This window comes from Nodosilinea sp. LEGE 07298 (assembly GCF_015207265.1).
Classification (GTDB): domain Bacteria; phylum Cyanobacteriota; class Cyanobacteriia; order Phormidesmidales; family Phormidesmidaceae; genus Nodosilinea.
In genome coordinates this window covers 43,455-56,645 of sequence record NZ_JADEXE010000009.1, presented here as the reverse complement: position 1 = coordinate 56,645, position 13,191 = coordinate 43,455, and the positions used below count along the sequence as shown (strand labels likewise).

Sequence of the window (13,191 nt, the reverse complement as noted above, 5' to 3'; positions counted from 1 at the left end):
CGCCCACCACCACGCCCACCACCACCATCACAAGCAACGGGTAGACGAAGAAGAAAAAGCAGACAGGAAAGGCAAGGGGATCCACAAAACGGTTTCCTTTTCCTTTTGTCCAGTCGCAATGAGAAGGAAGAAGTCTACCCATGACTGACAACACACCACAGCTCTCTCTCTTTAGTGAAGAGGAGCATTTCCAACGGCCCTATGAGGCAAGTCTGATAGAGGTTGCACGGCGAATGGTCTACCCGCTCTGGGCTGGGCCACAAAAGCTCAAAGCGAGTCAGGTTCGCACGTGGATGAACCGCTCCTTTGGCGGCTCTGACAGTGATGGAGCTTGGCTTTGGAAAGATGTGTACGAGGCCCAAGAAGCAGCCCTTGTATTCCTTATTAGTGAGTACAAAAGCGCATTGCGGGAACTCACGCTTGAGAGAGTTATCGAGAAGCTTGCACTTATTGAAAGCCACACACTGACCCACACCAAGCGAAGTGATGAGTCAGTAGAACTCCAGCAGTTCTCAACTCCCCTATCACTTGGCTACGTGGTGAACCGCTGTGCAGCAGTTAGCCCAGCTGATCTGGTGCTTGAACCATCAGCTGGCACAGGGATGCTTGCCCAGTGGGCGACGGTGTTCTTCGGCTCCAACGTGGTGCTAAACGAACTAAGCCCCAGGCGCACAGGCATCCTCCGGCGGTTGTTTCCAGGCAAAGCGATCTATTCGTGTAACGCTGAGCAAATTCATGACTACCTGCCCGCAGGCATCCGCCCAACGGTCATAGTCATGAACCCGCCATTTTCGGCGACACCCAAGGTAGAGCGGCGTAATTCCCACGCTACCGCCAAACATGTGCGATCAGCGCTTCAGCGTCTCGCCCCAGGCGGGAGACTCGTACTCATATCGGCGCACTGGTTTCGACCAGGGCACACGGTATGGGAAGAAGCGTTGCGCGGGCTGGATGACGATGTCGATGTCTCGGTGCGAGCCAGTGTTGACATCGAAGGTGCGGCGTATGCCAAACACGGCACCACGATAAACACCCGGCTTACGGTGATCGACAAGGTGCGCGATGGAGGGATTCCAACTGAGCTGTCACTCAGAACAGAAACCAAATCCAGTAGCCTCCCCGATGATCAAGCACCCTTCCGGGTGCTCCGCACCGATGACGTCAAAGCACTCCTCGATGCCCTTCCCCCTCGGGAAGTAGTAGGGGGGGTGGGAGGAGAAGAAGCAGAGGCAACAGCACCCCCACTACCGGTACGAGCAGCCCGAGCGCTTCGTAGAAGCAGTAGCAGCAGCAAGCAGAGGGTAGAAACAGCAGCAGCGGGGGGGGCGGCGGCGGTGCCGCCGCAACCAGCGGCACAATCGCCGCCGCCGCCACAGCAACCACCGGTTGCTGTGTCCTATGAGGTTATTGACCAAGAGGATAAGAACGCGCCGCAGCACGAGCAGCAACCGATGCGCGAAACCCTCTACGAGGTGTATCAACCACAGCGAATAGTCGTCCACGGGGCACTCCCCCACCCAACCACTCTCTGTGAATCAGGGGCGCTCTCGTCGGTGCGGCCACCTGCACCAACATATACGCCCCTACTACCGAAAGACGTTGTCACACGCGGGCTCCTCTCGGCAGCCCAACTAGAAAGCGTTATCTACGCAGGCGAAAGCCACTCACATTGCCTGGGTGGCTTCTATCTCGTCGATGACTCCTTCGACAACGTTGAGGTGACTGGGAGCGACACCGCTGGTGCAGTGCAGTTTCGCCGGGGGTGGTTCCTCGGTGACGGCACTGGCGCAGGTAAAGGGCGACAAGTTGCAGGCATCATCCTCGATAACTTCTCCCACGGGCGCACAAAAGCCCTCTGGGTGTCGAAATCAGACAAACTGGTTGAAGACGCTCGCAGGGACTGGGTGGCTCTTGGCGGAAACGAAGACGAGGTTGTCTCACTCTCGCGGTTTAAGCTTGGAAGCCCCATTCCCCTCACACAGGGAATTGTGTTTACCACCTACGCGACGCTTCGCTCTAGTGGCAAGCGGCCTGGGCAGTCGTCGTCGTCGTCGTCGTCGTCACGGCTTGCCCAGATTATCGAGTGGTTAGGCCGGGACTTTGACGGGGTCATCGCCTTCGATGAAGCCCACGCTATGGGAAACGCAATTGCCGACGTGGGAACACGCGGCATGAAGAAGGCCTCACAGCAAGGCGTTGCGGGTCTTCGGATTCAAAACGCCCTGCCCCAAGCACGAGTGCTCTATGTCTCAGCCACCGGAGCTACGCGGGTGAGTAACCTTGCGTATGCCTCGCGCCTAGGCCTCTGGCAAACAGGCGACTTCCCGTTCCCCAGTCGCGGCGAATTTATCGCCGCTATTGAGTCGGGTGGTGTAGCCGCCATGGAGGTTGTCTGCCGGGACTTAAAAGCACTCGGCCTCTACTTCGCACGGAACTTAAGTTTCGAGGGGGTCGAGTACGAAGCGCTTGAGGTTCCACTCACAAACGAGCAGGTGGCGATCTACGACACCTATGCAGAAGGCTTCCAGGTTATCCATACCGATATGAAGGAGGCGCTCCGCGCCTGCAACATCGTGGGCTCTAACGGTAAGTCGTTAAACGGCAGAGCGAAAGCTGCGGCAAAATCGCTCTTTGAATCACACAAGCAAAGGTTCTTTAACCACCTCATCACCTCAATGAAGTGCCCTGCACTGATTCGGGCGATCGAGGAGGACATAGCCGAAGGGCGCGCCGTCGTGCTCCAGGTTGTGTCCACCAACGAGGAACTCATGAAGCGGCGACTCGCTGAGATTCCCACTGAGGAATGGCACGACTTAAACGTGGACATCACCCCTCGGGAATACATCATGAGCTATCTGGTTCATGCGTTTCCTATCTGGTTATACGAGCCGTACACGACTCCTGAAGGGTATCTGTCATCGCGGGAGGTACAAGACAGTGAGGGCAATCCGGTGGTGTGCCAGGAGGCGCTAAGCGCACGCAATCAGCTCATCGAGCGAATTGCGTCACTACCGCCGCTTCCCAGTGCGCTCGACCAAGTGATCCACCACTTCGGGGACACCCATGTGGCAGAGGTCACCGGGCGAAGCCACCGCATCCTTGCAGAGCCTGAAACCGGGCGACTGTATGTCAGTGCGCGAGGGGCTCACGCCAACCTCGATGAAGCTCAAAGGTTCATGGATGATGAGAAGCGCATTCTCATCTTTAGCGATGCAGGAGGCACAGGGCGAAGCTACCATGCAGACCTTGTTGCCAAAAACATCCGTCGCAGAGTGCATTACCTGCTTGAAGCAGGCTGGAAAGCTGATAACGCAATCCAGGGCCTAGGCCGCTCTCACAGGACAAACCAGGCGAGTGCGCCGGTGTTTCGGCCAGTGGTGACCGACGTGCGCGGTGAGCGCCGGTTTATCTCAACTATCGCGCGGCGTCTCGACTCGCTCGGGGCGCTTACGCGGGGACAACGTCAGACAGGGGGCCAAGGACTCTTTGACCCACGCGACAACCTCGAATCGTTCTATGCGGAGGCAGCCCTGAGGCAGCTCCTCCTGCTTCTTGCGGAGGGGAATGTCCCGTGCTGTTCGCTTGCGCAGTTTGAGGCTGCAACGGGGCTTGAGCTAAAAACCGAAGAGGGGCAGCTCAAGCAGGAGCTGCCAGACATCCGGCAGTTTCTCAATCGGCTCTTGGCCCTCCCCATCCAGCTCCAGAACGAACTCTTTGAGTTCTTCGAGATGCTCCTGGAGGGGCGGATTGAAGCGGCAATTGCAGCGGGCACGTTTGAGGCCGGGGTGGAAACACTCCAGGCCGAAAGCTTCCGCGTGGTAAGCCGCGAAACGGTTTACGCCCACCCATCATCGGGGGGTGAAACCATCTGTGTGGAGATCGAAGAAACGCAGCGCACGCACATCCTTGGGGTAGCTGAGGCAGAAGCCCTCGCGGCGTCAAACCCAGAGGCTACCCTCATCGTAAATCAGCGATCGGGAAAAGCAGCAATTAAGCTGCCTGCACCAGGAACAGTGAATGCCAAAGGGGCGATCGTTCCTCGGGTCACCCTCGTGCGGCCCGCCTCGCGAGGAACCAAGGTTGCTGTCTCCGACATGGAGAAAAGCTTCTGGGTGCCTGCGAGGGATGCAGTCTGGAGACGCGCTTGGGAGGCGGAGGCGGTAGAGATACCACCGACTACGACCAGGCGGTTCTTCCTCATCTGTGGACTGTTACTTCCCATCTGGAACTCGCTCGACTCGAACACCTTGCGGGTCTTTCGACTTCAAACGGTGACGGGCGAGCGGCTCCTTGGACGAATGGTTGAAGCGGATCGGATGAATCACCTTGCTGAATCCCTGGGGCTTCGGCAGGTGGACCTCTCCCCCGCCGAGATCTACACGCTTGTCTTCCAGCGCGGTGAAAGCTTCCCGCTCACCGGCGGCTTATCAATTCGGCGGTCAAGCATCATGCAGGAGCATCGCATCGAGGTGGCTGGGCAGTTTATCGCCCAGGCGCTCTGCGATCAGCTGATTGCAGCAGGGTGCTTTACCGAGATTGTGAGCTACAAGCGACGGGTATTTATTCCCGCTGGCGAAACAGCGGCAGTGCGTGTGATCGAAAGGGTTGTTGGGTTACTGCGGTAGCTCACACTACATATACGGTTAAGGGTCTCCCCTTAGCCTTTCCTGTCTGCTCTCCATAGCTAATGCCAGCAAATCATCACATAATATGTATATTCCCACCCTACGGGAGAGAATTGTACGGTGTAATGAAGATGTACTTGCTCTCTTTAAGCGATCACCATGGCCCAATCTACCTGCAGGTCATACAGCACTTCTCTTGACAATGAGTTTCATGTTGATGCTATGACCGGCGCAATGGTCAGCCGGTACACAGAAAGCATTGATTTAGTTACGCAGCCATACTGGGAAGAACTTCTCAATACCTGGGTAGTTAAACATTCACCTAATATCGCCAGAACTTTCGCAGCAAGTGCTATCACTATCGGATTAGTTACCGCCTCTTGTGTAGTCCCACAGCTCCCTGTCGCAGCTGCACTACTCTCCACAGCAAGCGGGATCTCCGCTGGCTTTTTAGAGGACTTGCTAAAAAGCTTCGCGCAGCAACGAGAAGAGGTTATAGAAAAAGATTCTTATGGTTACCAACGGGATGTAAATCCTATTATTAAAGAGCTGATTGATAGCTTGAATACCGAGAACTCAGCATTATCAAATAAAGTGAAATATCTGGAAGAACGATTAGAGATATTAGAATCACATAAATTAGATAGCCTAAAATCTATTGCCTCAAAAAGTGCTTACTTAGAAGAAAAAACGTTAGCGATTGAAGTAGTAGAAATACGAGATTTTCTTGTCGAAACAGAGACCCTTGAACGTATCACTGATAAGGTTACTTCCTTGCAAAGTGTTCAGGAAGCCCAGATACAAGAACTAAAAGCTGGTCTCGAAAAACTAAAGACTGCTTCCGAACCTCAAGTACCAGTAGAAAATAGTGGGTTTTGGAGCAAAGTGCGGAATTTTATAGATCGCTTTTTCCAAGAGGATCAAGTAACGGCTGCTGTTACCGAAAGTCTCGATAGCTTCAGCAATCAAGAAATTCTGCAACCTGACGAAAATCGCTTTCCGCAGGCGTCACCATTTGAGGGGGTTGACAAATATGACGCAGGGACGACAGCCAGCCAAGCCCTAAGAGATCTAGATCAGGCCTTTGAAAACAATTATTCAAACAGAACCAATCATCCCCCTAACGAGCACCGTATGTGATAGTTCCATTGGAAATAGTCTTTAGACTCTACACATTGATTTTATCGATTTAATTTCAGTCCATCTTTTATCAAAGGTGTTGCGGTACTCTTGATACCTTTAGACCAAGAGATCATGCAGGGTAGCAGCGAAAAACCTTCTCTCCTACCACCTGCATGACAAAGACGACTCTATCACTGGCTCAATACTCCGAAGGGAGTAGCACTACCCCCATTCTGAAAGTAGAGCCGAAGTTGTTTGAGCGGAAAATCCGCAAGTGGAATCCGTTGAGAAACTGCAACATCGTCAGTATCCCGCTCACAGAACATGATAGCTGAACCGTCATCGTGAACTATGAGTGTCCAGAATTGAATCTGCTGGAGCATGGGATCGAAAGCCACTTGCGGATGCAACTGCCACGCAGCAATCACATCGATAATCCAGTACCCACCGCCTCGCTCCGCCATGTACTGCACACCATCGGTGTACAGCACACCCAACGGGTGCTGGTAATACTGTGATGTACCGGTAAACTGCGAAAGCTCATCTTCAGTCAGCGAAAATGGTGAATTCGCCATCTCGGCTAAAACCTTCCTATACGTTAAGGACATTCCTGCTAACGCCGCAGGCGGCCGCCATGCGGAAGACAACAAACCCTCGATAGGAAAAACCGTGGGGCCGTCTACCCTGCATGGTCTCCTGGCCCAAGGAGGTTTTGATACAACGCTTCTACCCGTGTCGATCAATGTGGTGCAAAGTGAAAATAACGAAATGGGCAGTGGTGGTTCAAGGAAAAAGTGAGCTGCTTAAACTATTTGCAGCGAGCGCCACAACCCGCCAGTGTGGAGAGGCCATGTAAAAACTGTTGAAGAAATTTTGCTGCCACACAACACGCTTTATGAAGGCCTATCACGTAGCACCCGCGATACCTCACTATGGCAATCTATCCAATGCTTAGCGGTGGGGCACATCCATTCGATGACACTTAAAAGGCTCTCATAATCCTTCTTTAAGTCTCTGGAGAAGATTGGCTCATGGTGAGCTATGCGATTCCTCAAACGTCGCAAATGATCCAGCTGGTGAAAGGTATGTTTAGGATCTAGTGGCTTAACGAATGCATGCCGAAGACAAGGTATCCACAAAGTATGAATATAGTGCGGTCGCAGTAAAGAAACCCAAAATCCAAACGACAACTCCGCAACTAATCGCCCCGAACCAAGAGGCTTATTCTTTTTTTCGAGTGTCTCTTTGGCGTGTTTTATCTGTGATTTCTCCGACGCTGAAAAGGGAGCCTTATCATACCAGTGACAGGTGAATGTCCCAGAAACTGCCTTGTGAAGGCCATTGCGAAGCGTAATCTCTAAGCCCTGAAGTGAGACATACAAAGCCGCACTCACCAGAGAGTTCCAGGCATACAATCGCAAGGCCCTTTCTCCATCACCAGAACAGGCATCTACATACGTAGAGAGTCGTTCCTCCGAGAAAGAACTCCTTAATATCTCAATGTTTTTAGAACAATAAAAATAATCCTTGAACACTTCCTCTTTCACAGGTATCTTATCTGAGTGAGCCCTGGTGTCGCCTCTGCTATGCACGCGCCCAGGGCATAGCTTTTTACTTCTCCAAAACTACACCCGTTCCCCCCAACCATCATCCCTAAAACCCGCCTGTTTCGATGAAGAGCCGAGAGACCATCTAAAAATTCTCGGATAAACCTGGCCGATACCCGACTCTGCATCCGCACTGCGAACACCACTCGATTCCCAGGGCTAAGACCCACCACTACCGTGGCCAGGGGGAGTGAGGTGAGCCCAAGCTGCCGGGTCGTTCGGTGTGTCACCACGTACAAGAGATCCCGCCCCCTCCTGCTCTCTCTACGCTGAAGAAGCGATCGACCAGGGGCACAAAGTCCCTCGGCTTGCTTCGTAAAGGTAAGCCCTAACCGATCAAGAACTCGCCTCACCGTATCTTCCGAAGGGGGATGAGGAAGAATCTCCCGAAGCTCGCCGACCAACTGGGGGAGCGTCCAGAGGGGCAGTCTACGGCGGCGGGCACCAACAAGCCGATTAAGCAGCCGCATCCCCTCCTCTTTCTCAATGGTCCAGGAAGGACGACCGACAGGGTGCTTTGCCCGAGGCGCGTCTTTTTGTCTTTCGGGCAACAGCAGCGCCATCACCTCATCAAGGCCAAGCCCCAGTCGCTGGCAAATCTCAGGAGTTGTTACCAAAGCGGCATGGAGCGCCTGCGCCTGCTCGCGCATCAAAACGCCCCGTATCCCTTCCTCGGGCAATCGTCCTTGTTGCCCATCAGGCAAGATCGTATCTCCCTGACATCGCTGCAAGCACCGCCTTTTGAAATACCTTGGTACGAGCCTCTACAACTCCCCTCACAACAATTTTGAGCTTCGCGTAAAACGGAGGACAGTACCTCTCTATCTGTCACAACTTTACTGTCGCAAGACACGAGAAACAGTGTCACTATAAAACAAAGTGTGTTTAATTGAAATCGACTCATACATCTGTCCAGTTGTCTCTAAAATCAACGCCTATCGTGTTGGAGCTTCATGCTTCCTGACGAACAAGCACAAAAGAGTAGAAGCAATCGATAACCCAATGGGCAACCCGTAATTTTGCGGCAAAGTCTACGGGTGTTCCACGCTTTTGTCACCCCAAAAGCTCTCTATCAGAAGAGCGATAGACAGATGCATTAATGTCGTAATTTCCGCCTTTTAGCGTGCCTAAGACAATCCCTCGGATTTTAACGCCACCATGTCTATGAAAAGAGCGTGGAACACTCCCTGAAACACCTAAAATCTCAAGCTCCCGCCACTTATTCACGGGCTTGACCAGGAGCGCCCCTCCCCCTCCGCAATAAAACCCTATCCCACCGATAGCACTCACTTTTTTTCTTCCAAATCCTAGGTTACCCGTGCTACCGTCTCCCCGGTTGGCTTTTTTACGGTTCATGGGGACATACCCGTGAGCTGTCTTTTTTCTTCGCGGGTGTGTCCCCGCCTTTCTCTCTCTCGTCGCTACTACTGGGCGACACAGGCCTCCTCTGACCTCACCATACGCAATCTGCAACTAGCTGCTATCTCCCTATTTTTTCCTGTAAATCCTCCACCTTATCGAGTAGCCTCCCTCCCCAGGGGCTGTGTCTACCAGTTCGCTTAAACAGAGCGGCAAGTGCAGAGCTACCAGATCGTGTGACAGTGGAGCCCGGTAAACCTTGGCAACCTTACCAAGCCAAGGCTAAGGGCGTGGGACTAACCCCCCACAACCCACTGCACCTTCGCGCCGGAGCGCATCGAGAGGTGCTTATCCGTGCGTAACGAGGGCTTGGGAGACTAATCTCTTGCGAGAAAATATGGGCAGCGAGTGCTCATGTTTCAGTAAGAAGTAACCCTTCCATTCGACTCGGTGATTTTTAGCGGAAGGGATCCTCCCTTCGGTTGTTTTCTTGAAGAAGGTTGGCGACCAGGGAATGCCTTGCGTCAGAGCGATGTAGTCATCGCTTGTGCGTAAGGTCGTGGCAACCTGAAGGCTCACCTTGGTGGGTGAGTCGTAGGGAATAGCAGTCGAAGCGGTGAAATCCACATCGGGCCGCCGATGTGCGTCGGGGGTTTAACCCGACTAATCCGTGGTACGGGACGAGCTGTAATGGCGCGTAACGTATTCCAGGGCCGGGAGGCTGGGCACAGTGATGTGGCCCACCGGAGGATGGTAACTTCGGGGACTCTGGAAATCAGAGCCGCTAAAAAGCTCAACGGTGAAAGGGGCACTAAGTTCACAAAGTGAACCATGCCCTTCCTGGTAACTGCGTGAGAAGCTGATGCCGAACTGCAAAAACGGTGCGTGCTTGTAAGGGGGAGCTTTCCGCTTTCTGCCCCCGAAAACTGCAAGGTGAGTGGGTATGCCACCAGCACGTCTACCGCTGCGGATAGTAATCCGCTAGCGACAGGATCTCACGTGGAACGATTGACACGAACTGGGGAAGGACTTCGAGGCTGGCGGGTGGTTCCCGCAAAGGTTGGCCAGGCCAGGCCAACGGTCGAACCTCAAAGTCTGGGAGCGTGGCGCAAGTAGGTGGCCCCACTCATGTGGGGCGTGTCGGAGGGGGAGTAGGCTGCTCCTAACGACATTCTGGATGCGGGGTGGTAGCCGCGTCTTTTGAACAGACTACGAAAGCGCTGAGGGGTCTCACACGATCGGTAGTTCATCTCGCCGCTTCTGGGCTTACTAGGCACTCTGAAACACGGGTGCCTGGTAAACCAGCACGGCCATTAACAACTGTGTGCTTATTGCAAAGGAATGCATATGGCAAAACGGAAACTCAAAAAGACAGCTCACTAGCTAACAACCAATTAAGACAGTTCAAAAAACTGTTGTTCTAAAAAGCAAAACGGAAACAAACCTTGTCTTTTAGTTTTTTTAATTAGTTGAAAAGACGCGGTTTGTTACGGCTTATAGGAAAGTGGATCCGGACGGCTCGACGTACGCAAAGGTTCGAGTTCGCCCACCCCACCTAGACGTGTGCCCGCAGGCCCTAAGTCTGCGTGTGGCTATCGCTGGGAGGGTGGGCATCCACGGGTTCTATAACGGCTTTTTGGTTGGTTGAGCCTATCAACCAACCTTCCTTCTTCGTGATTTATGCTCTACGAGGCTCTCTAACGTATGGAAACACGTACCCTCGGCGATTTTCTCCGGCGCATCGCTATCGACTACGTCCGCCACGGCTGGTTTAGGTACGCGGTAAGAACCATCCCCCAGGGGAAAGACATGCTGGCGATCGACGCCAAGATGAAAGCGACCTACGAGGTCACCTCATGCCGCACCACCCGGATGCGCCGCCGGAAAAAGGGCATCGCCTCTGTCCAGTACCTGCGTTTCAGCCACACATTCGTTCTCCTCGCAACCGATGGACACCAAGACGCATTGGACCGAATAACAACCCGAGACATCAGAGAGTCCCCGCTTCACTTTGGCGGGTACTCAGTCGGGCTCGCCCGAGGCACAGTCGTCGTAGAAGTCGAGCGCAGGGTCTGGCAGGAAGCGAGAACGCGGATCCAGAACATGTCGCTTACTGGCAAAGAGCCTCTTGAAAAGGTATTCGCATCCCTCCCCTTCTACCGATTCCCAGGAGTTGTGCGCCAGAAACTGGAACTTCTTCGCACTATCAATCTGAGACGGAAAGCGGCAGGCCTTCCCCTGCTAGCGATAAAAGCAAGTCAAGTCTTCCCACCTGCTGCGGGTAATAGACCGTACTTGAGGAAGTCTCGCTGCGGGTAATAGACCGTGTCCTTGAAGCGGTTCCAGTAACTACTGGGTCCTACCCTGCTCAAGCCACCTCAAGGAGAGCGCCTAGGTGGCCCCCAGAGCTCTTTAAGGAGTCAGTCAGGGGATTGGGGCAAGGCAATCTTTAGAGACGACTAGAAAGGCCACCAGGGACGGTACAGCCAAATAGAAGCTACTACCTGAAGAGGCACAGGTGAGTCGTGAACCTCCTCACAGCGAGCAGTAGTGCCCTGACCTCGATACAGCCATTCCTAAAATCGGTTTGAAAATAAAAAGATCCTTCGAGGGTTAGGGCCACTAGGGTGATTTATCCACAGGGCTCAAACCCGTTTAAGAAGATTGTTTAATACGTTTAAGAGAGTTTAGGGGGGTCTAACCTATTGATATCACAAGCTTTAACAATGTTTTATGCGGGTAATAGACCGTGTTCGTGCGGGTAATAGACCGAACTTCTACGGGTAATAGTCCGTGTCTCGTGCGGGTAATAGTCCGTGTCGTGTATTGAGGTTATCCACAGGCAGGAGGGCTTATCCCTGCGCACCCGTACCCACGAGGAGACCCCTCCGTGCGGGTAATAGACCGTATGTGGCTGCCGTAAATAACTTGTCACAAGTATTTCGGAGCGACGTCGCTCCGGATATCTCATTTCAGACTCGTTGCCGCACCTAACAACCTCTATTTCAAGACTGGGTACGGACGTACCCAATAGGCCCGATGCAATCTGCGGGTAATAGACCGTGCTTTCATAGAGGCCGCAGCCGCATGAAAAGTAGAAGGGATTGATCGCGCCGGAGCGACGTCGCTCCGGACTCACAGCCCCCCTACCGAACCACCTTCACCGGCCTCTCAGCCACCTTCTTGCACCACGCCAGAAACGCCGCATCTGGGTCGTTAAGAACAAGGCCCTTCTTCTGAGTTGCTCGCCGCCAATCCTCTTCAAGCGAGTAGATATCGTAGCCAGGTGCCAGTGCCTTCGCCTTCTCGTAGGTCATGGTCTTTAGTCGAAGAAACTGCGCTTGGGTAATAGCACTTGGAACCACCTCAGGCACCTTCTGAGCCGAGGGGCTTATCCTCTTTGCATAGAGAAGCTCCTGGCCCTCCTCTTTCCGAAGCACAAGCTCGTAATCGAGGAGGTTACCGTCACGGACAATGTCTCGAATAGCAGTGGCAAAGTCAGAGAGCCGCTGTGTGCTCCCCGAACGCTCATGAAGAGTTTCAAGACGCCACTTCCACCCCGTTATGCTGTTACCTGCCTGCTTGCGAATGAACCTGTAGAGCCAACGCTCTATGCCACCGGTCAAAAGGAAGTAATCGGGGTGAAGCGAAAGAATAAGCGTCCGATCTCGTACTGCTTCAAAGAGCCACTCGGGAAGAACCACGGTGGCATCTCGTAGTCTCCCATTATCGTCACGGTCAATGTGCACATACTCAAGCCAACTAAACATGACCGTACGCCTATCAGCTGCGCGGACAGTCGTAACCACGTTCGTGTTCTTGAGCCGCGCAATCGTGTCTTCTAAGCGCCGGTACTGCACCCCTCCAGCATCCCGCCGTGCACTTTTAAGAAAAGCATGGCGGTGAAAACGAATCTGCCGTGACACAGGATGGCCCTTGTCGATAGCCTCCCGCACCTGCGAGAGAAGCCACATAATGAGATCCCAGTCCCAGATATTCGCGATGCCATACGGAGCCCCCCCGGTAACCGTGATATCTACCCCCTTCGAGCTGTAGAGTATGGGCTCAACCCGAGGCTTCTTTGAGAGGCTCAAAAAAGGTACCTCCATCGCATCCTGGATATCTCTAGTGACAATGTCGGTGAATACCGCTGAGAAAAGCTCCAGCTGGCCGTCTTGGGGAGGGGGTTTTCTAAGAGCCATGCCCCTCCCCTATCCTACTTCTGAGAGATCCTCAAGAGGTTTCATGCTCGGGAGGTACAGCCACCAACTCACTAAAAACCGGTAATTTTTAGTGGTCAGAATGGGTAAAGTCGTTATAGTCTTTTCAAGTAGATCTTGTTCCGGAGCGACGTCGCTCCGGATAAGACATTCTAAGGACAGTCTTTTGGTTCCAATAGCGGTTTTCGCACTACGATTCTTCTTCTATTTGCTGTGCCTGCGAGTGTGCACCACAATCACCTACTCTCTATAACTTCA

7 protein-coding genes are annotated in these 13,191 nt (G+C 53.3%); 3 read left to right on the top strand and 4 right to left on the bottom strand.

The genetic code is table 11. The features are described from left to right. The first annotated feature begins 140 nt into the window (after window positions 1–140). Together IQ273_RS02435 and IQ273_RS02430 are read left to right on the top strand one after the other, a co-directional pair. Entirely contained in the window at window positions 141–4,625 is a 4,485-nt protein-coding gene (locus IQ273_RS02435; protein WP_194021591.1) for a bifunctional class I SAM-dependent methyltransferase/DEAD/DEAH box helicase, read from the top strand. A 159-nt stretch (window positions 4,626–4,784) separates the two neighbouring features. After that, complete coding sequence (locus IQ273_RS02430) at window positions 4,785–5,765, top strand: hypothetical protein (protein ID WP_194021590.1); 981 nt, start codon at window positions 4,785–4,787, stop codon at window positions 5,763–5,765. A 173-nt stretch (window positions 5,766–5,938) separates the two neighbouring features. Here the strand turns inward: IQ273_RS02430 and IQ273_RS02425 are convergent, their stop codons facing one another. From IQ273_RS02425 to IQ273_RS02415, 3 genes are all read right to left on the bottom strand, one after another. Beyond that, window positions 5,939–6,322 carry a DUF6876 family protein gene (locus tag IQ273_RS02425; RefSeq protein ID WP_194021589.1) on the bottom strand — a complete coding sequence of 128 codons (384 nt, stop codon included), beginning with the start codon at window positions 6,320–6,322 and terminating at the stop codon, window positions 5,939–5,941. A gap of 968 nt (window positions 6,323–7,290) precedes the next feature. Further along, the gene (locus IQ273_RS02420) at window positions 7,291–8,058 is read right to left on the bottom strand and encodes a hypothetical protein (protein ID WP_194021588.1); all 768 of its coding nucleotides are present in this window, start codon (window positions 8,056–8,058) and stop codon (window positions 7,291–7,293) included. Window positions 8,059–8,407: 349 nt separating this feature from the next. Beyond that, window positions 8,408–8,710: a hypothetical protein gene (locus IQ273_RS02415; RefSeq protein ID WP_194021587.1), complete on the bottom strand. Its 303-nt coding sequence runs from the start codon at window positions 8,708–8,710 to the stop codon at window positions 8,408–8,410. Between the two features lie 1,707 nt (window positions 8,711–10,417). Between IQ273_RS02415 and IQ273_RS02410 the strand changes: the two genes are divergently transcribed. After that, window positions 10,418–11,032 carry a hypothetical protein gene (locus IQ273_RS02410; protein ID WP_194021586.1) on the top strand — a complete coding sequence of 205 codons (615 nt, stop codon included), beginning with the start codon at window positions 10,418–10,420 and terminating at the stop codon, window positions 11,030–11,032. A gap of 827 nt (window positions 11,033–11,859) precedes the next feature. Here IQ273_RS02410 and IQ273_RS02405 read toward each other — a convergent pair. Further along, the gene (locus IQ273_RS02405; protein WP_194021585.1) at window positions 11,860–12,915 is read right to left on the bottom strand and encodes a replication initiator protein A; all 1,056 of its coding nucleotides are present in this window, start codon (window positions 12,913–12,915) and stop codon (window positions 11,860–11,862) included. Window positions 12,916–13,191 lie beyond the last annotated feature (276 nt).